This window comes from Priestia sp. YIM B13551 (assembly GCF_042787905.1).
GTDB lineage: Bacteria > Bacillota > Bacilli > Bacillales > Bacillaceae_H > Priestia.
The window spans coordinates 26,993-47,247 of sequence record NZ_JBHZOX010000001.1; the positions used below are offsets into that span (position 1 = coordinate 26,993).

Annotated in this window: 20 protein-coding genes; 14 read left to right on the forward strand and 6 right to left on the reverse strand. The window is 35.6% G+C overall.

Annotated features, from left to right (window positions below):
• The first annotated feature begins 134 nt into the window (after window positions 1-134).
• Together ACFX4N_RS00160 and ACFX4N_RS00165 are read left to right on the forward strand one after the other, a co-directional pair.
• Complete coding sequence (locus ACFX4N_RS00160) at window positions 135-1,367, forward strand: aminopeptidase (protein ID WP_053487397.1); 1,233 nt, start codon at window positions 135-137, stop codon at window positions 1,365-1,367.
• A gap of 273 nt (window positions 1,368-1,640) precedes the next feature.
• A complete protein-coding gene (locus ACFX4N_RS00165) occupies window positions 1,641-1,886 on the forward strand; it encodes a DUF4183 domain-containing protein (protein ID WP_476643711.1) in 246 nt (81 codons plus the stop codon).
• 57 nt (window positions 1,887-1,943) lie between these two features.
• Here the strand turns inward: ACFX4N_RS00165 and ACFX4N_RS00170 are convergent, their stop codons facing one another.
• Both ACFX4N_RS00170 and ACFX4N_RS00175 read right to left on the reverse strand, forming a co-directional pair.
• Entirely contained in the window at window positions 1,944-2,078 is a 135-nt protein-coding gene (locus ACFX4N_RS00170) for a hypothetical protein (protein WP_013057550.1), read from the reverse strand.
• A gap of 80 nt (window positions 2,079-2,158) precedes the next feature.
• Window positions 2,159-2,650 carry a hypothetical protein gene (locus ACFX4N_RS00175; RefSeq protein WP_013057549.1) on the reverse strand — a complete coding sequence of 164 codons (492 nt, stop codon included), beginning with the start codon at window positions 2,648-2,650 and terminating at the stop codon, window positions 2,159-2,161.
• Window positions 2,651-3,055: 405 nt separating this feature from the next.
• Between ACFX4N_RS00175 and ACFX4N_RS00180 the strand changes: the two genes are divergently transcribed.
• The 3 genes from ACFX4N_RS00180 (at window position 3,056) to ACFX4N_RS00190 (ending at window position 5,244) form a co-directional block, all read left to right on the forward strand.
• Window positions 3,056-3,475: a hypothetical protein gene (locus tag ACFX4N_RS00180; protein WP_057273409.1), complete on the forward strand. Its 420-nt coding sequence runs from the start codon at window positions 3,056-3,058 to the stop codon at window positions 3,473-3,475.
• Between the two features lie 72 nt (window positions 3,476-3,547).
• Complete coding sequence (locus ACFX4N_RS00185) at window positions 3,548-4,537, forward strand: glycine-rich domain-containing protein (RefSeq protein ID WP_057273408.1); 990 nt, start codon at window positions 3,548-3,550, stop codon at window positions 4,535-4,537.
• 128 nt (window positions 4,538-4,665) lie between these two features.
• On the forward strand, window positions 4,666-5,244 hold the full coding sequence (locus tag ACFX4N_RS00190; protein ID WP_013057546.1) for an HAD-IA family hydrolase: 579 nt from the start codon (window positions 4,666-4,668) through the stop codon (window positions 5,242-5,244).
• Between the two features lie 2 nt (window positions 5,245-5,246).
• On the opposite strand, the gene ACFX4N_RS00195 is transcribed toward ACFX4N_RS00190, so the two are convergent.
• From ACFX4N_RS00195 to ACFX4N_RS00205, 3 genes are all read right to left on the reverse strand, one after another.
• A complete protein-coding gene (locus ACFX4N_RS00195; RefSeq protein ID WP_029322439.1) occupies window positions 5,247-5,843 on the reverse strand; it encodes a mechanosensitive ion channel family protein in 597 nt (198 codons plus the stop codon).
• Between the two features lie 844 nt (window positions 5,844-6,687).
• Window positions 6,688-7,710 carry a hypothetical protein gene (locus ACFX4N_RS00200; protein WP_013057544.1) on the reverse strand — a complete coding sequence of 341 codons (1,023 nt, stop codon included), beginning with the start codon at window positions 7,708-7,710 and terminating at the stop codon, window positions 6,688-6,690.
• Between the two features lie 1,031 nt (window positions 7,711-8,741).
• Window positions 8,742-10,205, reverse strand: a complete 1,464-nt coding sequence (locus ACFX4N_RS00205; protein WP_013057542.1) for a hypothetical protein — start codon at window positions 10,203-10,205, stop codon at window positions 8,742-8,744.
• Between the two features lie 325 nt (window positions 10,206-10,530).
• On the opposite strand from ACFX4N_RS00205, the gene ACFX4N_RS00210 reads away from it, so the two are divergent.
• From ACFX4N_RS00210 to ACFX4N_RS00230, 5 genes are all read left to right on the forward strand, one after another.
• Entirely contained in the window at window positions 10,531-11,412 is an 882-nt protein-coding gene (locus ACFX4N_RS00210; RefSeq protein WP_057273407.1) for an HAD family hydrolase, read from the forward strand.
• A 567-nt stretch (window positions 11,413-11,979) separates the two neighbouring features.
• A complete protein-coding gene (locus ACFX4N_RS00215) occupies window positions 11,980-12,804 on the forward strand; it encodes a pyruvate, water dikinase regulatory protein (RefSeq protein ID WP_057273406.1) in 825 nt (274 codons plus the stop codon).
• A 120-nt stretch (window positions 12,805-12,924) separates the two neighbouring features.
• Window positions 12,925-14,427: a malate:quinone oxidoreductase gene (locus ACFX4N_RS00220; protein WP_057273405.1), complete on the forward strand. Its 1,503-nt coding sequence runs from the start codon at window positions 12,925-12,927 to the stop codon at window positions 14,425-14,427.
• Between the two features lie 250 nt (window positions 14,428-14,677).
• Window positions 14,678-15,337, forward strand: coding sequence for a 2OG-Fe(II) oxygenase (locus ACFX4N_RS00225; RefSeq protein WP_013057538.1), 660 nt, complete (start codon window positions 14,678-14,680; stop codon window positions 15,335-15,337).
• A 416-nt stretch (window positions 15,338-15,753) separates the two neighbouring features.
• Window positions 15,754-16,578 carry a thermonuclease family protein gene (locus ACFX4N_RS00230; protein WP_057273404.1) on the forward strand — a complete coding sequence of 275 codons (825 nt, stop codon included), beginning with the start codon at window positions 15,754-15,756 and terminating at the stop codon, window positions 16,576-16,578.
• A 65-nt stretch (window positions 16,579-16,643) separates the two neighbouring features.
• Here ACFX4N_RS00230 and ACFX4N_RS00235 read toward each other — a convergent pair whose 3' ends face one another.
• Window positions 16,644-16,787: a hypothetical protein gene (locus tag ACFX4N_RS00235; protein ID WP_153254062.1), complete on the reverse strand. Its 144-nt coding sequence runs from the start codon at window positions 16,785-16,787 to the stop codon at window positions 16,644-16,646.
• A 159-nt stretch (window positions 16,788-16,946) separates the two neighbouring features.
• Between ACFX4N_RS00235 and ACFX4N_RS00240 the strand changes: the two genes are divergently transcribed.
• From ACFX4N_RS00240 to ACFX4N_RS00255, 4 genes are all read left to right on the forward strand, one after another.
• Entirely contained in the window at window positions 16,947-17,501 is a 555-nt protein-coding gene (locus ACFX4N_RS00240; RefSeq protein WP_013057535.1) for a GNAT family N-acetyltransferase, read from the forward strand.
• 197 nt (window positions 17,502-17,698) lie between these two features.
• Window positions 17,699-18,259 (forward strand): hypothetical protein, encoded by a 561-nt coding sequence (locus ACFX4N_RS00245; RefSeq protein WP_013057534.1) that lies wholly within the window; start codon window positions 17,699-17,701, stop codon window positions 18,257-18,259.
• A 199-nt stretch (window positions 18,260-18,458) separates the two neighbouring features.
• Entirely contained in the window at window positions 18,459-19,289 is an 831-nt protein-coding gene (locus tag ACFX4N_RS00250; protein ID WP_016764585.1) for a YitT family protein, read from the forward strand.
• A gap of 312 nt (window positions 19,290-19,601) precedes the next feature.
• Window positions 19,602-20,015 carry a DUF4395 domain-containing protein gene (locus tag ACFX4N_RS00255; protein ID WP_013057532.1) on the forward strand — a complete coding sequence of 138 codons (414 nt, stop codon included), beginning with the start codon at window positions 19,602-19,604 and terminating at the stop codon, window positions 20,013-20,015.
• Window positions 20,016-20,255 lie beyond the last annotated feature (240 nt).

Sequence of the window (20,255 nt, forward strand, 5' to 3'; positions counted from 1 at the left end):
AACAAACTTTTGCTATATAATAATCTGTAAAATAACGTAATTATATTATGTAAACTATAGGCTAGGATTTTTAATTGATGTTTTATTCATGATACAATAAAGTCGTTAGAATATATACGTAAAGGAGATAAATTATGGAACAGTTTGAGCGCAATATTGAAAAGTACGCCGAGCTAGCTGTAAAAGTCGGTGTAAACATTCAAAAAGGGCAAGTATTAAACATTAATGCCGATATTTCTTCCGCTGATTTTGTTCGTGAAATTGCGAAAAAAGCGTACGAAGCCGGAGCAAAGTCTGTTGATGTAGACTGGCATGACGATCATTTAGTTCGTTTGAAATATGAAAAAGCGGATGAATCTGTATTTAATGAATTTCCTGCTTGGAAAGCTCAAGCAAGAGAAGAGCTTGTGAAAAACGGAGGCGCTGTTTTATCTGTAATTTCAAGCGGTCCTGACTTACTAAAAGGAGTAGACGGCAAACGTATTGCTGCGTTCCAAAAAGTAAGCGGAAAAGCAATGAAAAAATTCCGTGAAGCGATCCAATCCGATAAAATCAGCTGGTCCATCGTAGCTGTTCCTTCAAAAGACTGGGCAGCTAAAGTATTTCCTGACGTTCCAGAAGAACAGCAGCAAGAAAAACTGTGGGAAGCTATTTTTAAATCTGTGCGCGTAGACCAAGAAGATCCAGTGGCCGCATGGGAAGAGCACAACGCTTCATTACATACAAAAGTAGACATTTTAAATGAAAAGAGATTTGCTAAGCTTCACTATAAAGCGCCAGGAACAGATTTAACAATTGAGCTTCCTGACAAACATATTTGGGTTGGCGCAGGCAGTGTTAATGAAGACGGTAACTCGTTCATGGCCAATATGCCAACAGAAGAAGTATTTACACTTCCAAAAAAAGACGGCGTAAACGGTCAAGTAACAAGCACAAAACCGCTTAGCTACGCAGGAAACTTAATTGAAAACTTCACGCTAACATTTGAAAACGGAAAAATTGTTGATGTAAATGCAGAAGAAGGCGAAGAAACGTTAAAGCACCTAATTGAAACAGATGAAGGTGCCAAATACTTAGGAGAAGTAGCCTTAGTACCACATCAATCGCCAATTTCTCAGTCAAACATCATCTTCTACAACACGCTGTTTGACGAAAATGCATCCAATCACTTAGCTATCGGAAGCTCGTATTCCTTCTGTTTAGAAGGCGGAAAAACGATGTCTAAAGAAGAGCTATCACAAAACGGAGCAAACGACAGCATCACCCACGTTGACTTCATGATCGGCTCAGCTGAAATGGACATCGACGGCATCAAAGCTGACGGTACAAGCGAGCCTGTGTTTAGAAAAGGGAACTGGGCGTTTTGAATTAAATAAATAACAATAATAAAAGCTTCTGCGCTACGTCCCCAGAAGCTTTTATTGTGACCACTAAATTTCTGTAAAACTGAGATTTATATATCTTACACGCCATTACGCTTTAAAACAAAACGATAGCATAATCTTCACTTTATTACTTTTAAGTTTGTACATCTGTATCAGAATCAGGCGCAAAGTTTGTAACTTCTAATACTATAGGAGAACCAACCAAAATGGTAGATCCAGCAGGAATTCAGGTATATATTTCCGAAAAAAGTTCGCATCTTTGAATACTATACGGTAGCCGGAGGCAGCAAGCGCATCTTTACAGATCAAAATGCATTAAAAGAATACGGCACTCAGCATATATTGGATCCTGAGAGCTACTCATACAGTAATCTATTCATAAACGGTGTGTTACAGCCTTCCTCCAATTACAGCGTCCAAAAAGGACTTCTTATCATTAACACAGAGGATATTCCTTTAGAAAAATCACCCGTGATTTTACAAATGATTAAAGTAATCTAACTTTCAACCACAAAATGCGAAGTACACATGCCTGCACATAAAAAAACAAGGTGAACGTTAGTCAGTTCCACCTTGCTGTGATTCTTCTTTTTTAACCGGAGAGTCACGCTTGAACATGTGATAGTAGGTAAACCCTAAGCATAGAGCGCCGGCGATTGAACAAAAATATTGCAAAAAACGGACGAAATCCATTGGAATGACCTCCCATTTTCAGTTTCGCTTCTAGTATGTACAGGGAAGTGAAATAATATGTGAAAAAGGGAGGTTTTCTCTTATAGTTCGTATGGTTCTTGAAGAGTAAGGTAAGGCTGCAGATCTTCGAGACCAAGACGCTTATTTAATTGTCTTTTCATTAAATCGTACTGGTAGATGAGGTGAAATTGATTTTTTTTCGGTGTTTCACAGCGAATGTATGTTTCTTGCCCGTTCTTGTCTGTGAAATGAATGGTTAATTCACCGAAATAGCGTTGAACAGGAGCTCCGTGAAGGCCTTTTTCATTTTTGACAACCTTTGAAAATTCTGCTCGTTGAATACGGTTAAATGGAATAATAGCTACTTGATTGATAACAAGACGCTGATCGTACATGTCAATTTTAGATATGGAAATTTGATTAATTCCTTCTGCAAATTTAACATGTCCGTTTACAGAAACAAGCGGTTTGCGATCCTCAGGATCAACAGCGCCTTGAGGTCGCTTAATGACGTAGAAGCTAGCTACGCCAAGTGCTACGACACCAACTACAACAATAAGTGCAAACATCATTTTGCATTCCACCTCCTGAATAGATGTGTAATCTGAATTTAACAGCAAGCTGTTTCAGTTGCCATATTGCCTCAACAATGAGGGTAGAGAAAAGCAGTTCGGCAGTTCATTACAAGTATATACATACGTTCGACAATATGGTGTGATATTCCTTCTTATTATGACTTTTTTACGACAAAATGGGCAAAACTCTTTTCGAAAATGAAGCGAATCAGTTACAATTTAAGGATAAGGTACCAAATTTCTTTTCTATCTCAAAAAAGTGCAGAAAAGCGTAAAAAATTCTAGGTACTTTCTCATATTTTTACTATTTTTATAGAATTTATCCCAATTTCTAATCCTTTATCGTGTATAATCTCTTGTGTGCAGCATGATATACATAAAGGTGTAAGGAGGCACAGTTCATTGTCTTTATCAGCAAAAAAGATATTATTATTAGTTTTAGTAGTTATATGTTTAGTGTTAGTTGTGATGCAATTCATAAATCGAGCAGCAGAGCCGACTTCCGAACAGGCCCAAGAAACACTGAGTAAGCTTCCTGAACAAGAAACCGTTAAAGAAAAAGCAAAGGGCGACGAGGAAGCGCACAAATATCGAGTGTATTATATTACTATTGAAAAAATCGAAAATGGTACATACAGCGGAACAACAAAAGAAGGAACGGGCATTAAATTTTCCGATAAAAATTTAAATGAACCGATTCCAAGCAATTTGAAAAAAGGGGATATCGTTAAAGCATACTTTGATCTTGAATATAGCACAAAAGGTCTAGTCAAAGTAGAAAAGGTAGACGAGATGCCCGATGATGACGAGAGCTCAAGTTAATTGAGCTCTTTTTTTGTATTTTACGAATGTGGTAAAATATTGAATATATAGACGCGGTATAGGGGGAAGAAGATGATAGCAGCAATTATAGTAGGAGCGGTAATTCTTTTAGCTTTGATTATTAAAGGGATTGGAAAGCCAAGGGGATTTCGCTTGTATAAAGAGGAGCTTCCAGATGAGCTCGGAATACATAAAGGTAATGGTTTTGAAGATATTGTTCATTCACTAGAAGATTCGTTACCGAAAGCCTATGTTCAACAGGTGAAACAGCGTATGAAAGGGCGAAATACAAAAGCCGATGAAGTAGAATGGACGTTTTTTGAGATGAAGCGCTACTTTTTATTAAATGCAGTCATCAAAGACGTACCGATGTTTAGTGCAAAAGTAGATGAAGTGTGGCACGAAATGATCATGTTTACAGTGGATTATGAGCGTTTTACAGACCGTTTTTTTGACCGTTTTTTGCATCACCAGCCAAATGTAGACACTACGCCATCACCACAGCCGGATAAGCGCGCCTTCTTTGATTGGATGTATGCTCATTTGTTTGACATAACGGGCAACAGCCGACTGCTTTGGGGGAAATTTTTTCAGCATCCGCTTGATAAAAGTACGCTTCAAGATTTTCAAAGATTGTCAGAAGATGAATTGCTAGATCGCTATTTTTTAAGAAACGGCAAATGGGAAGAACAGCAGAGACATTTGATTCAAGCGTTAAAAGAAGAAATTAAGGATGCAAAAAAACGAATGAAATCGGGAGGATCGTCGTACTTTAAAAAAGCATTAAAAAAAGGGAATGTATCAAACGAACTTCTTTTTCAAGGCTTTGTTTTTTATTCACTTTACGAAGCTACCGACTTTTCAAGACATATGAATGAACTGCTGCTATACAAAAAGACAATCTATGCGGGAGATACAGCCTCGTACAGCGGCTATAGCTGTTCAAGCCCATGGGAAGACAATCGCCACCATCATCACCACGATGGAGGGCATCACCATCATGACAGCGGCAGCTCAAGCTGTTCAAGCTCTAGCTGTGGGAGTGGATGCAGCAGCAGTTAATAAAGTAAAAAAACTCGTATAAAACGAGTTTTTTTACTTTAAATGCAACGACGACAAAATGGTTCACTGACAAGCAATGAAAAATTTGGTATAATCGTTACGTTTTTAAAAAAGGAGAGACAGCGAAAATGAATATTTTATGGGACTTTGATGGAACCATCTTTGATACCTATCCAACGATTGTAAAAGCATTCAAAGAATTACTAACAGATCAAACGATTTCAGAAGGCGATATTTTAAAACAAATGAAGATATCTTCTGACGTAGCAATTAAGCACTTCGATATTGAAAAGTCTTTGTTTGATAAACACTTCCATGTGCTCGAACAGAAAATCAATCCTAAAGATAAGCCTGCTTTTCCTCACGTAGAAGACGTACTGAGCTTTGCGGATACAAATGTAATTGTTACGCATAAATCTAGACAGTCTACTCTTGATATTCTTGCATTTTTTAATATGGAGCACTATTTTACGGAGATTATTACAAAAGATGATGGCTATAAACGAAAGCCTGATAGCGGCGCTTATGCATATCTTCACGATAAGTATCAGCTCGATTTAGTGATTGGAGATCGCGAGCTTGATTTAAAACCTGCTCGTGAACTGGGAATCAAAACATGTGCATTTCAAAATGACGACATTGAAGCAGATTATCACCTTACATCATACGATCAATTTTTTACAACTGTCGTAAATAAAAACTCGTGAAGCTATTCTTCACGAGTTTTTATTTGTTCAGGCTTATGTACTTCGGGAATTTCACCGAGCGTATAGTTCGCTACTTTTGTAATGTTACTATTAGCAAAAAAGTAAAACTCTCCGTCAACTCCGCGAATTTTTGTCGTGCGCAATCCAATTTCTTCAACAGTTCCTTTCGTATCATTTATGGATACGTGATCTCCTACTGAGAATTGATCTTCAAACAGAATAAAAAAGCCGTTTAAAATATCTTTAATCAAATTCTGTGCACCTAAGCCTGTAATAAATCCTGCTACGCTAATACCAGCTAAAAGTGCTTTCATATTAATTCCGATTGCTTCTAAAGACGTAATAAGTACAATAAAATACACGACGTACATGACAATGCTCAGACAAAGCTTTTTCAGCGTTATTTCTTTACGTTCGTTGTACCTCAGCAGCTTAGTTTTAAATCTGAAATCAAAGATTTTATTAATTACACTACGAGCAAACCGGATGACAATTTGAGCAATAATAAAAATCAAGATAATCTTTATGATTACTTCACTAATGTCAATCCACTTACCGGTATTAAATAAAGTTTGCTGCACCCAATGTATGTCTTTCATGACTAAGTCCCTTTCTTGCTTTATAAAATTTTCTCTACTGAATAGTATAATTTATTTTGGAAAATATACTACTAGAATTTATTAAGAAGTGTTTGAACTATTGTTTTATTTTAATTTATTTGCATTTGGTATGTGTAATGAAAACTCCTTATTTTAGAAAAAGTGAAAATCCTCAGGTATAGATATTTTTAAAACATTTCTTTATACAAATATTAAATAAAACCTTATAGCAGAGATTAGTATAGATATTATTAACAAACATTATATACAGATATTAAAGAGAGGAAAAACCTCTAAAAACCCAATGGTATCAAGGGTTAGAGAGGAAATAGCTTTTCAATAAATAACTGTGTGGAAAATAGACCTTTTTTGTGAACAGCATCCTTTAGCTAAAGGATGTTTTTTTATAACAACAGATATGGAAACCATTTTATTTACTATGTTTTTTCTTCTGCAATAGATGGATTTTAAAACCAATGGTATGAAGATTGCTGTTAAAAGTATGAATTATTTCCACTGTGGATAAAAGTAGTCGTGTTAAAGAGTAAATGACCTGGAAATCATCGTTAATAAAAAAGTAAAAGGGATGTTTTTATTAACAAGGAGGATGATATAACAGTCATTGATTATGTTTTCTTTCTTTTGTGGATAAGTATGAAGGTGTTTTTTTAGTAATATTCCGTAGTTGTACACAAGAAATATCATTTATTTGAACTCATTACGTTTATATAGATAGGATAATGGAATTGGATAGCTGCAAAAATGGGTGCTTGTTTGCGCTATTTGTATCAAAAAGAGAAGAGAAGGGAGATAAAACAAAAAAAAGGCATGCCAAATAAGCCCCTTATGAAGCTGTAAGTTCAGCAGGGACTTGATCTTGAAGATTTTTTGAAAGCTCTTTTCGAATGAGCGTACGGATTTTTCCACCGTAATTTTCAACGACTTGAGCATCATGGCTGAAGAAGGCCTGTTCAATCAGAGAATAAAGGGCAGACTTCACTCGTTCAATACCATATTCAAAAGAAAGCTGAACCAAATCAGCGATGTCTTCGTTTTGGAATGAAGACATAACAATTCCTGTAGAATCTGTGCTGTGTCCAGATAATTTTACAAAAGTCTCTTCAATAGTACGTCGAATCGCCGCATCGTATTGATCTTTCTTTTCTTGTTTTGACATCTTGCCATTTTTAGCTCCGTCTTTTAAAACAAAGAAAATAGTAGATCCTTGGACAACGGTTTTAAATGCGCTCGTCTGCGTTTCAGCTATTTTTTGCATCATACCTTTGTAGTGAGTATATTTCGGTGTAAAAATTTTATAGTCATTAAAGCTAATTTTTGAAGTGTTTTCTCCAGGATTAAACTGACGCTTAATCGTATCGTTGTCATAAACCAATTCTTTGCGAAGCTCTAAGCGAAGGGCATTTACATTTTCAATTAGAATAAGTTCTTCAAAGCGAGTATATTCTAATTCCATAAACCCAAAGCCGTGTTCTTCAAAATATTGAGGATAGGGAACAATACAAATATTGATTCCTTTGCCGCTGCGAGAATAGGAAATTAATTCTGTTTCTGCTAATACTACATTGTTGTTGCGAACTGTTCGAACTGTACAATTCAACGCGGCTGCAATCTCTTTTTCAGAAACATCACAAATAATACCTCTTTCATCAACGTGAAGGAAGTGATAAAAAATTAATTGTGAAATTTGAGATTTAGATAAACGGTGATGTTCTGCCACTGTTTTGATTGTAGGGTTCCCATGAGCGTCTAGGTCCATGTGATCTTCAATATCTTTATATTTTTCTACGGTGCTAGACAATTGGCGAATAATTTGTTTTCCAATTTTCGCAAATTCTTTTTTTATCATGAGAATCCCTCCAATCTATTTCACATCAACAATAATTTATTAGGGTAAAATAACAAAGAATACCTTGTGAAAATTATATCAATAAGAAATAGAATCGCAAACGAACGAGTAGTACGCTAAAAACGGCAAAAGGTTCAAAGAATGCTGTCATATCAAGGGGTTCAGCGTATAGGTTTTTTAGTACGACAAAAACGGCAAAAGCAAGCAAGCGCCGGTAGAACAGTGTTTGTTACGATCAGTAAAAATCAAAAAAAACTTTATGCGTTTTAGTACGACAAAAACGGCAAAAGGCTTAGTATAGTACGCCAAAAATAGCAAAAGTGAAAAGTGGTACGCTAAAAACAGCAAAAGTCATCTTAATTCACCTAAAAAAAGGTAAAAAAATCACTTCTCTGATCGTTGTAAATAACACAATGAATTTTATTAGTACGTCAAAAATGGCAAAAGCTATTTTTAGTACGTGAAAAACGTCAAAAACGACGTAGTAGTACGACAAAAATAGCAAAAGGTTTCGTTTGGTACGTCAAAAATGGCAAAAGCTTTATATATGCTGCGAAAAAAATAAAAAATGGGGTTTGAAAAGGCAATAACAAAGGGAAAAGCAATGTTTAGTACGCAGAAAACGGCAAAAGTAATGAAGGAGTACGTCAAAAACGGCAAAAGTAATGAAGGAGTACGACAAAAACGGCAAAAGTAATGAAGGAGTACGTCAAAAACGGCAAAAGATAGGATTGTTTTACGGAAAAAGAGAATAATTAACAATTAATAAGTGATTACTAGTAAATAAAATGAATTTAGTACGTCAAAAATGGCAAAAGAATCAGAGTGGTACGTCAAAAACAGCAAAAGGTAGTAATTAGTACGCTAAAAACGGCAAAAGAAGCGAAAAGGTACGTCAAAAACGGCAAAAGCTTCTGGTTAGTACGTTAAAAATGACAAAACTTCCAAACTATGAAATAAAAATAGTGGGATATTTTGTATCTATAAGCTGAAAGTGGCAAAATATCAAATAAAAAAAGGAAGGGAACAATTTACCCTTCCAATGTTTCTCTATGTTCTCCTCCAAAATAGTCTTGAATTTCATAATTTTGAAGAGGAATAAAAGAGATTTCAAATCCTTGAAGTTTTTGCTGATAACTTTGAATCAGCACTTGATTGCTGACAAACTCTGCTAGAGATTCATTAATTAATTTTAGATTGACATCAATTTTCTTTGAACGAAAACGAACTTTTGAAGCAAAATATTGATACGGGTAAAAATGGGTGTAAGACTTCTCTTGTAAATAACAATCTAATCGCTCTTTTTGAAATGCATACAGCAGCAAAGAAGACAGCGAATTATCTTTAAACTTTTTAATAACGTCACTGTAAATTTGTACAAACTGCTGATTTAAAAAGCCTTGATGCGTATCGTCGCTAAATACGATGGTTGCATATCGTCTGCCCGTTACTTCATCGGTTTCAATAACAGCTTTTTGGAAGAAGTTTATCGCAAATTTTGTATCTCTGGAATTTTTCTTCTTCGCTACACCTTCTACGTGATATCTGGCAATTTTCATAATGCGGGCTTCAACAGCTTCATAGTTTTTTACACCTTTTGAATTATAAATTTCCTTAACGATATCCGCTAAATCAAGAGTTACCGTTTTTTCTTTATAAAACATCTCGTCGCGCTGTGAAAGAGCAAACTGGATAATTTGAGAATCTTTTGGGTCTAAAACCATATTTCGTTTGGAAAGAACCGTTTGATTATCATTGACAGGGATAATGGTGCGAATGAAATATTCTTCATCAACTTTATAGTCATTATATAAAACGACTTCTTGGGAGTTTGTTTTAACTTCCATATTGGTTTTAAGAGAGTGACTTTCATTTGAGAAGATAGGGGCCTCTACCCACGAATTCAATCGTTTATCAATCCAGTTACTCAAATTTCCATTGTATTTTTCTAATATGATTTCAGCAATTAAAAAAGTAAAGTCTGTGTGAAATGCTTTCTCTATTTGATAATTCATCTTTGAATCTAAATAAGGAAAATCGGTAATGTTTGTTTTTTTACTTTTAGCCCATGCCTCTACTTCTTTTAACTTTATCTTTAAAATATCTTCAGGTTTTTCCACGCCAAACAGCTTTTTTAAGTGTTCGGTATCCACTTTTTTATCCATCACTTTTTTGGCCAATTCAATGTCTTCAAAAATAGGATTAGGCTTTTGGGCTTTAATATCTTTTTTTAACGTTTGTAGCCAGTTTTTCTTATTCGATTGTCTTCTTTTGTAGGCTGGGTTTCTTATTTCCTTAGGATTTATTAATTTATTCTCTAAAACAAACGTATCTTGCAATATATTTAAAATGTAGTCTTCTATAAAATCTTTTTCATTCGAAAAGAACGAATGAGAATCATATAAAAAGTCTATGCACTTTGATTTGATATTGTCATCGATCGCATCGCTGATTTGTTTAATAAGGTAAGGAGAAAAATTGGATGGTTCGTTCATGTTGACCTCCTCTGTATGTATTTAATCTGTAACAGTCTTATTATATCTTTTTTGAACGATACTCTAAAGGCTAAAAGGAAAATTCGTTTTTATGAATGCTGTTTTATATCAAATTAGCCTAGCTGGCTATTAGTATATAAAGGCTTATTGCAAATATAAAATTCTTTCTTTATAGCGCTTGTACAATATAAGTACGTACTTTAGATGTAAGGAGAGTATTATAGTAGTTTTATAAAAGAGAAAAGCAAAGTACATTCATTGAGTTTGAAAATGGAAAAGTTTATACTTGCCAAGTACACTCTTTTTACAAATAGGGGGAATAAATATGTTGTTAAAACCTAAAGCAATTTTTTTAGATATGGACGGTACGATATTAAATCGCTCCAACAAAGTAAGTATTCAAACAAAAGAAATCATTGACGAATTACGAAAACAGGGAATTTTTGTTTTTATTGCTACGGGAAGAGCGTTTAATGAAATAGAAGAGTTAGTTCCTGAAGGCTTTCAAGTGGATGGATTTATCACGTCAAATGGCATGGCAGGATACGTAGGAAAAGAATCAGTCTTTCAGCACTCGCTTTCGCTCCAGTTGGTGGAAACTATTATTGAAAAAGCAAGAGCGAACAAGGTATACTACGAGCTTTTCCCGTATGGCACACCTCGCGTGACGTTAAAACAAGATCAGTCCTATGTGGAAAATGAAATTAGAGAGCCAAAGCCAGACAGTGTGGAAATTAACGAATGGCTTTCTCGTAAACAAGCGATTAAAGAAGAAATTGACTGGAAAGATTCCGTAGAAGGAAGCGAATTTTCAAAGTTCTATTTCTTTGCAAGAACGCACGAGCATATCGATAAATGGAAAGAGGAGCTTGAAGAACTTAAAAAAGAAATTGACTTTACAACTTCTACTTCATCTAAACACAATGTTGAAGTGATGGTGGCAAACGTAAATAAAGCAACGGGAATTCAGCAAATGCTAAAACATTTTAATTTGCCCGAGCAAGACATTCTAGCGATTGGCGACAGTAACAATGATTTACCAATGTTTCAGTTTGCCAGCTATGCCGTAGCGATGAAAAATGCGCCGGATCATATTAAAGAAATTGTCGATGACGTAACGGAATTTAACTGTGACGAAAACGGCGTATCTCATTATCTTTCTAAATTTTTATTGCAAAAATCTGCTAGAAGTAATCCCGTTTTATAAAAATTAATCGATTTCACGACAATGCATTATAACCAACTATTCAAAACATCGTCTTTTAGGCGGTGTTTTTAGTATACAGAAAGTGAAAAGTAAACCGTTCATTATTTTTAGTTATAGCACTCTTAGCTAAAAAGAATAGATAAGAATAAATCTTCTATAATTTAAAAATCATGTTATAAACAACATAATTATACAACTATCCTCGTACCTATCCCTGCAAAACGCCTCTCAGCCCTGATGAGTGCCACCATGCCAAAGCATAAGACATTTTAAAATCTAAACTTTTTCTTTCTTCAAACTTTTTATAAAATGCGGAGAAAAGGGATTGTATCTCCGTATATTTAATGCTAATATAACATTTAATGAAAATAGTATAACATATTTAATTTTATTTCATAATTAGTATGACACAAATTCTGAATTTAATCGTTTTGTTAAAGTGTTTATAATCACAGTGACCAGCATATTTGTCTATTCATTACTATTAAATTGTGTATCTTGTAAGCTGCTAAATAAAAAATACTAGTGTTATTAAACTATTAAAATCAAAGAATAGGAAGATTTAATGTGAATAAAAGAAAAATTGTCTATATAGTTTCCGACTCAGTAGGTGAAACGGCTGAGCTGATGGTAAAAGCAGTTTTAACTCAATTTAGTGGAGAAGATATTGAAATTCAAAATACTTCTTACGTAGAAGATGAGGGAAATATTGATAATATCATTGCTGAAGCAAGGTGTAACCAGGCCATCATTGCGTATACTATCGTCATCCCACCTTTAAAACAGTATCTTGACCAACAGGCACAAGAAGAAGGAATTGTAGCTATTGATTTAATGACCCCTCTTATGAGTGCCTTTAGCCAAACCTTTAATAAGGAACCTAATCTTCAACCGAGATTAACGAGAAAGTTAGACGATAACTATTTTCGAAGAGTAGAAGCAGTTGAATTTGCTGTTAAATATGATGATGGACAAGACTTCAGAGGTATCAAGCGAGCTGATCTAGTGTTGATTGGTGTTTCGAGAACATCTAAGACGCCACTTTCTATGTATTTAGCTCATAAAAGTCTTAAAGTAGCGAATATACCGTTAGTTCCAGAAGTGACGCCTCCTGATGAACTTTTTACTATTCCGAAAAATAAATGTATTGGTTTAGTTATTACACCGGATAAGCTCAATGAAATCCGAAAAGAACGATTAAAAAATTTAGGTTTAGCGTCTCAAGCCAATTATGCCAATGTAGATCGAATCCTTGAAGAGCTGGACTATGCTGAGAAAATTATGAAGCGCATTGGCTGTCCTATTGTTAATGTCTCAGGTAAAGCAGTTGAAGAAACCGCTGAAGTCATATTGAGCATGTTAAAAAAGGACAAGATGAAAGGGTATGTATAAAAACTCCCATTATGTAAGACAGATAACTTGTCAGACATACTTAATCTATAGAGAGTCAGGTAGAACAGGCGTGTTGCTAAAAGGTGCTTTTTTAAAATATAAAAGATAAGGAAGATTGTGATGAGCAATGTATATAAAAAAACAGACGTTATCTTAATTGGGGCCGGAGTTATGAGCGCAACGTTGGGATCTTTACTAAAAGAGTTAGCGCCGGAATGGGAAATCAAAGTATTTGAGAAACTCGCAGATGCAGGAGAAGAAAGCTCGAATGAATGGAATAATGCAGGGACGGGCCATGCTGCACTGTGCGAGTTGAACTATACATCTGAACAAGCTGACGGATCTATAGATATTACGAAAGCAGTGCGAATTAATGAACAGTTTCAGCTTTCAAGACAGTTTTGGTCGTATCTTGTAAGCAGTAATTTAATTCATCATCCGCAAGAGTTTATTATGCCAATCCCTCATATAAGTTTCGTACAAGGAGAAAAGAACGTATCCTTTCTGAAAAAACGTTTTGAAGCGCTATCAAATAATCCGTTGTTTCAAGGGATGGAGTATTCGGATCGTCCTGAAAAGTTAAAAGAATGGATGCCGCTTGTTATGAAAGGCCGTACATCGACTGAAGCAATTGCGGCAACCAAAATTGACTCAGGGACGGACGTGAACTTTGGAGCTTTAACTCGTATGTTGTTTACACATTTAAAAAGTAAAAGCGTAGAAATAAACTATAACCACAGCGTTGAAAATCTGACACGTACCGCAGATGGCTCGTGGGAAGTAAAAGTACATGATATTCATAGCGGCAAACAGGAATATCACACGGCGAACTTTGTTTTTATCGGAGGAGGAGGCGGAAGTCTGTCTTTACTCCAAAAAACGGGTATTCCTGAGTCCAAACATATTGGAGGGTTCCCGGTAAGCGGATTATTTATGGTATGCAATAACCCCGAAGTTGTAGCGCAGCATCACGGGAAAGTGTACGGAAAAGCAAAGGTTGGCGCTCCGCCGATGTCGGTTCCGCACCTTGATACACGCTATATCGACCGCAAAAAAACACTGCTGTTTGGACCTTTTGCCGGATTTTCACCAAAGTTCTTAAAAACGGGTTCAAATTTGGATTTAATCAATTCTGTAAAACCGAATAATATCTTAACGATGTTAGCAGCAGGCGTCAAAGAGATGGGCTTAACGAAATACTTGATTCAGCAGGTGCTGTTGTCCAATGAAAAGCGTATGGAAGAACTTCGCGAGTTTATTCCATACGCAAAAAGCGAAGACTGGGATATCGTCGTAGCGGGTCAGCGTGTACAAGTAATCAAAGATACGGAAGCCGGAGGTAAAGGAACTCTTCAATTTGGTACAGAAGTTGTGAGTTCAGCTGATGGTTCCGTTGCTGCATTGCTCGGGGCTTCGCCAGGTGCTTCGACTGCCGTTCATGTCATGCTTGAAGTGCTGGAAAAGTGTTTCCCGCAGCATATAGAAGAATGGGAATCAAAAATAAAAGAAATGATTCCTTCTTACGGCTTATCTTTGGTAGAAAATCCAGCGCTTTTTAACGAAATTCATGCTTCTACAGCACAAATGCTTGATTTAAGTAAAAAAGAACTTGTGTACCGATGATTTTAGGCAGCCTTTGACACGTATGCTTTAAATTAAAAGAATTTTTTAGAAGCTGTTGTAAAGTATTCAAAATATAGGTGAAACATATAAGAAAAAATGAGGGAGCTTCGTTATATAACGGGCTTCTTTTTATTTATTTCCTTTGCTAGCAGAATTTACTTCGTATTCATGATATAATTCTTATCAGTAAGCGTTTACATATAATGGAGTGAAGAATTGGAAAATAGCTATTTCGAGGAGCCGATAAAAGATGATTCTAACTAATACATCTTTACTGACGAAAGAACAAACGATTTTTAATCATACAGGGAATAAAATTAAATTAGAAGACAGAGAGATTGATATTGTTGCTCGATTTGAAGAGCCTCTTGTTCTAGTTTTAGGAAATGTACTAAGTAACGAAGAATGTGACGAACTTATACAGCTATCCAAAGATAAAATGCAGCGATCAAAAATTGGTGCTGCACGTGAAGTAAACAGTATTCGAACGAGCAGCGGCATGTTTTTTGAAGAAAGTGAAAACGAGCTTGTACATCAAATCGAAAGAAGACTTTCTAAAATAATGGGACCATCTATTGAATATGCTGAAGGTCTTCAAGTTTTAAAATACTTGCCTGATCAAGAATACAAAGCACATCACGATTATTTCACTTCTGCAAGTAAAGCATCTAAAAACAACCGTATTAGTACATTGGTTATGTACTTAAACGATGTCGAAGAAGGAGGAGAAACTTATTTTCCTAAGCTGGGTCTTTCCGTATCTCCGACAAAAGGAATGGCCGTGTACTTTGAATATTTTTATAGTGATGCTGAACTTAATGACCGTACTCTCCACGGGGGAGCTCCTGTTATAAAAGGAGAAAAGTGGGTCGCTACCCAGTGGATGCGCAAACAAAAAATTCGATCGTAAAAACAAAGGTTTGAAGAGCCCTATTATTGTTAGTGAGGGCTCTTATTTATGTTACAAAAAAATAGCAATCATGTTAGCCAGTTATTATATTGAAATATTCATACTTGTTCTATTTGTGCGGCTATTCCCTATTCTTATAAGCCGGTAGACGATAAATGTATTTGTAGTGTAAAATATCCTCATGATTAAAAATTTGGATACACTAAAACGAAAAATGTGTTCGTGAGATAAAAATAAAATAGATGCTATTTAAAAGAATGACTTTAAAACAGGTAAGCAATTTTTATAACAGTTGCACGAAAAAACTCGTGAAAGGTATTTTCACGAGTTTTTGTTTTTAGGTGATTTACACTATTTATAAAATCATTTTACTTTTATATAGTAGATAGGGAACGTGTTAAAGGAGGACCCGGGTTTTGAAAGAAATAAAAGCAATTATTTGCACGATGCTTGCGATGTTTATGCTGCTTCTTACTGGATGCAGCGATGAGCAGGCAAGTCATTCAACCACAGCTTCTACCGATACAAAACAAGCAGTTCAAGTAGAAGGTTCATCAGATCAAGAAAACGATCATAGTCCTTCTAAAGCAAATCGTGAAGATGTAGTAGGTGAGGCGGCTACGGTAGAAAGAGTAGTGGACGGCGATACGCTTAAAGTGGAAATGCTGAACGGAAAGAGAGATCGCGTGCGATTACTTCTTGTTGATACCCCAGAAACAAAGCATCCCAAACTAGGCGTACAGCCCTTTGGTCCTGAAGCATCTGCTTACACAAAAAAAAGACTAGAAGGACAGGAAATTACCCTTGAATTTGATGTGCAAGAGCGTGATCAATATGGACGCTTGCTTGCTTATGTATGGATAGACAATGAGCTGTATAATGAAGAGCTGCTAGCAAAAGGGCTAGCCCGCGTAGCAGTATTTCCTCCTAATACAAAGTACGTAGATGAATTTAAGAAAATACAGGAGCAGGCTCGAAAAAGCGAAAAAGGCATCTGGAGTATTGAAAACTATGCACAAGAAAAAGGGTATAACACGGATGCTGTAAAAAATCAGTCCTCTTCTAATCAAAAAGATATTCAGTCTGCCAAAAGCTGTGAAGGTAAAATAAAAGGAAATCAAAACTCTAAAATTTATCACGTGCCAACAGGGGCACACTACAACCAAACCATGAACAACGTCATTTGGTTTTGTACCGAAAAAGATGCGCAAGAAGCAGGATACAAAAAAGCAAAAAACTAACAAAGAAATTCAGTAACTGCTGAGTTTCTTTTTTTTGAGTTCAGTAAGTATTTGTATAGGAGTGGCTAAATACCATCCAACAAAGAGCGACCAATCCGTATAAGAAGACGCAGTGGCCATATGAGCAGCTGAGGCACTTGTAAAAGAATTTCTGCTAAAACTTCCCATCCACTTACCGTAGTATCTTTCTGCTGACGGCGTTTTTTCATAGTCATCATCCATTCATTTGAAAATATACATTAATTATACAATGAAAGGAAGATTAGGAGTTAATTTTTTCTTTCTTTTCTTTTTCGTGTTAAAGTAGATAGGTAAGAAGGTTTGCTACAAATAACGCAAGCGAAGAGAATAAAGGGAGTTTGAAAATCGTGAAAATAAGGAAAGCAAGAAAAGAAGATGCTTCTGCTGTAACGGAATTACTTTATGACATGCTTGGCAGTATTGCACGCTCTCACACGGCGGCTACAACGAATGAAGAAGCGCTTTTAAGACTTAAAGCGTTTATTCTGTCTGAGAAGAATCGCTATAGCTATCATCATATTACAGTCGCAGAAGTCGACGAGAAGGTAGTTGGACTTATGCTTTGCTACGAAGGAAGTATGTTACAAACGCTTTATGAACCAGTTAAGCGTTTTGTACGTGCTAAGCTTAATAATCCAGCGTGGGAAATTGATATAGAAACTGAACATGGAGATTATTATATTGACTCTCTATGTGTAGATGAAGCTTACCGTGGAAAAGGGATAGGAACGGCTCTTTTAAATGTAGCCAAGCAAGAAGCCAAAAAGCGTAAGATGTTTTTATCGTTAAACGTTGAATATAATAACGTAGAAGCCAAAAAATTGTATCAGCGTATAGGCTTTCAAGAGCATAAAACCATTTTTATTGATAAAAAACCATTTTTTTATATGAAGACTGCCTGAGCATCTTTACGGTAGTATTTTTTGTGATAAAATGGATATATAAGTAAAATAATAAGAACCAACAGCTCAGCACTTTTGCTGAGCTTTCCTGTAAATCGCGTAAACGTATCAAAATGGAAAGAATCCTACATCCAATGGACTATAAGCAAGCGGTCATGAAAGTATGTTTGCTGATGTGCCACATGAAAGGAGCGTGCATGAACATCAGAGATCTTCCGTTTAATATGAGTTATCGATTTAATGAACAGCTTCGAGAAGTTCCCATTAACCCACACCAAATGAAGCAGGGAATTATCTATTTAAAGAAACGAGCTCTTGAAGAAGAGGATGAGTGTGCCGCTGCTAAAACATATGGACATATTGGCGTATATGAGCGCATACTTGGAGAATTAACGAGCAGTGAAAGACATCTGCTGCTGGCCATTTATCTATATGACCGACATGCTGATACAATAGGTGAATTTTTGAATACGATCCGACTTGGACATACATATCACTGGCAAGAACAGTGGGATAAAGCGAATGAAACGTTTCAGTTACTCATTGAACAATTAAAAGCAGATGAAGACCTTCACATATATGAAGACTTTGTCTATCAGTATTATGGAAAATGTTTACTTGATCAGCGGGTTGTTTCCAGAGCACATCACTATTTTCAACGCGCGTTAGAAATTCGATTGAAAAAAGGCGATAAAGAATTAATTGAGTCAACTAATTCCTGCATCCGTCTTTGTTTAAATAAATTAAAACATTCCTAGTATACATAAAAGATAAATGACTCATAGCCTTGGTTACACATAATGCATAAACTTTCCGTTTGACAAACGTATGTGAACATATTATAGTCATACATGGCAATTTAAGAATACGTAATATAAAAATTAAACATAAGCGTCTCTTCTCTTTTGGAGAAGGGGCTTTTTTATGTGAATTTTTATGCCGAGGAGGGTTTAATCGATGAGTAAAACAGTAAAAGATGTCATCTTTTTATTAATAGGTTCGTTTGTATTTTCACTTGCAGTTAACATGTTTGTCATTCCAATAGGACTAGGTGAAGGTGGGGTTACGGGTATATCAATTATTTTATATTATACAACGCATCTTTCAACGGGCATCACTAACTTTATTTTAAACGGTATCTTGCTTATCGTAGGGTATAAATTTTTAGAGAAAAAAACCATCGTCTATACGATGATTACGATTATCGCTACATCTATTTTTCTTCACGTAACTGAAGGCTGGGGTCTTCATCTTCATGAAGAGCTCATTGGCATGGTTTTTGCCGGTGTACTGCTAGGCGTTGGAATTGGGATGATTTTGCGAGTTGGTGGAACAACAGCAGGTTCAGCCATTATTGCTCGAATTCTAAATAAGTTTTTAAACTGGAAAGTCAGTCATGCACTTTTAATTGTTGATTTACTAGTTGTATTAGCTTCTTATTTTATTATTGGAATCGAAAAGCTACTATTTACGATCGTCATGCTGTACATTACAACAAAAGTAATTGACTTCGTTATTGAAGGGTTTGATGCTAAAAAGGCCGTTACCGTTATTTCAAGCAACAAAAATGAAGTAGCGGATCAAATCAATGAACAGCTTGATCGCGGAGTAACGATTTTAAACGGTCGAGGGAACTATACAAAAGAATCAAAAGAAATCTTGTATGTGGTCATTAACAAACAAGAGCTCATTAAGCTTAAAAAGCTGATTAAAAAAATTGATGATGAAGCATTTGTGATTGTACACGATGTACGAGATGTAATTGGAAAAGGCTTTCTAAGCGCATAGAGCTGTGGTTCCTGGAAATTTTTTCTGACGTTGGTGTTTTCCGAAAAAGTATGATATAAGTGTGTCTAAAGACAATTCAATATACGAAAGGAAGAACCCATATGCGTAATAAAAGGCATGTAAAACGTCTTCTTCAACGTCGAATTCGTTCTTTACGATACGTTGTCTTGATTTTATTTACGATACTGATCTTAAAGTACGTTAGTGAAATTATGTAACTTTTTTGTATGAGTCTTATCGCTCATTTGGAGTGCTTTTTCTTTTAAATTAGTAAACCAATTTGTATAATGGGTTTTAAGAAGGAGGCGTTCCATGAGCATTCCCAAACCATTAGTTCAGCTTAATCAACTCTTTATCGTTATAACGGTTTTGATCGCTTTACTTGCGGCAAAGTGGCTTTTACTTTTGCCTTTTCTCGTTGGAGTAGTCACACTTGCAACAAAGCGTAATCCCGTAATTATGGCAGGGAAAAAGCTTCTCAAAAAGCCTGCTTCTTCTTATCAAATGGAAGACCGGGATCAGCAGCTTTTTAACCAATGGATTGCAACGATATGTATGGGGGTTGCTTTCATTTCATTTTTAATGGGTTATACGCTTGTCGGCTATGTATTTAGTATAATGGTGATTCTTGCTGCTGGTGTAGCGCTGATGGGATATTGTATAGGCTGCACGATTCGTTATCGATATATGATGTGGAAATATAAAAGAAAAAAACACGCTGCATAAACAAAGCCTCGAGAAGGCTTTGTTTTTTTATGTTCATTTGTATGCGTTATCACTAAATTTAATCATCATAACGGGTGAAAACAAGTGTTAGAGCGCCAATATCCTTTAAAAACCTTTGTTGACAAAGTAAGGTAAACAAATTAAACTTTTTATGATAATAATAATCGTTACGATTTAAAAGGAGGGGTAAGTTATAGTTAGAGACAGTACATAAAAGAAAGATAGTTTTGAATAAAGGAG

Excerpts from the sequence above, each read along its gene's own strand:
- ACFX4N_RS00160 (WP_053487397.1), top strand. The coding sequence starts at position 135 with ATGGAACAGTTTGAGCGCAATATTGAAAAGTACGCCGAGCTAGCTGTA.
- ACFX4N_RS00170 (WP_013057550.1), bottom strand. The coding sequence starts at position 2,078 with ATGGATTTCGTCCGTTTTTTGCAATATTTTTGTTCAATCGCCGGCGCT.
- ACFX4N_RS00175 (WP_013057549.1), bottom strand. The coding sequence starts at position 2,650 with ATGATGTTTGCACTTATTGTTGTAGTTGGTGTCGTAGCACTTGGCGTA.
- ACFX4N_RS00185 (WP_057273408.1), top strand. The coding sequence starts at position 3,548 with ATGATAGCAGCAATTATAGTAGGAGCGGTAATTCTTTTAGCTTTGATT.
- ACFX4N_RS00190 (WP_013057546.1), top strand. The coding sequence starts at position 4,666 with ATGAATATTTTATGGGACTTTGATGGAACCATCTTTGATACCTATCCA.
- ACFX4N_RS00195 (WP_029322439.1), bottom strand. The coding sequence starts at position 5,843 with ATGAAAGACATACATTGGGTGCAGCAAACTTTATTTAATACCGGTAAG.
- ACFX4N_RS00200 (WP_013057544.1), bottom strand. The coding sequence starts at position 7,710 with ATGATAAAAAAAGAATTTGCGAAAATTGGAAAACAAATTATTCGCCAA.
- ACFX4N_RS00205 (WP_013057542.1), bottom strand. The coding sequence starts at position 10,205 with ATGAACGAACCATCCAATTTTTCTCCTTACCTTATTAAACAAATCAGC.
- ACFX4N_RS00210 (WP_057273407.1), top strand. The coding sequence starts at position 10,531 with ATGTTGTTAAAACCTAAAGCAATTTTTTTAGATATGGACGGTACGATA.
- ACFX4N_RS00220 (WP_057273405.1), top strand. The coding sequence starts at position 12,925 with ATGAGCAATGTATATAAAAAAACAGACGTTATCTTAATTGGGGCCGGA.
- ACFX4N_RS00225 (WP_013057538.1), top strand. The coding sequence starts at position 14,678 with ATGATTCTAACTAATACATCTTTACTGACGAAAGAACAAACGATTTTT.
- ACFX4N_RS00235 (WP_153254062.1), bottom strand. The coding sequence starts at position 16,787 with ATGAAAAAACGCCGTCAGCAGAAAGATACTACGGTAAGTGGATGGGAA.
- ACFX4N_RS00245 (WP_013057534.1), top strand. The coding sequence starts at position 17,699 with ATGAACATCAGAGATCTTCCGTTTAATATGAGTTATCGATTTAATGAA.
- ACFX4N_RS00250 (WP_016764585.1), top strand. The coding sequence starts at position 18,459 with ATGAGTAAAACAGTAAAAGATGTCATCTTTTTATTAATAGGTTCGTTT.
- ACFX4N_RS00255 (WP_013057532.1), top strand. The coding sequence starts at position 19,602 with ATGAGCATTCCCAAACCATTAGTTCAGCTTAATCAACTCTTTATCGTT.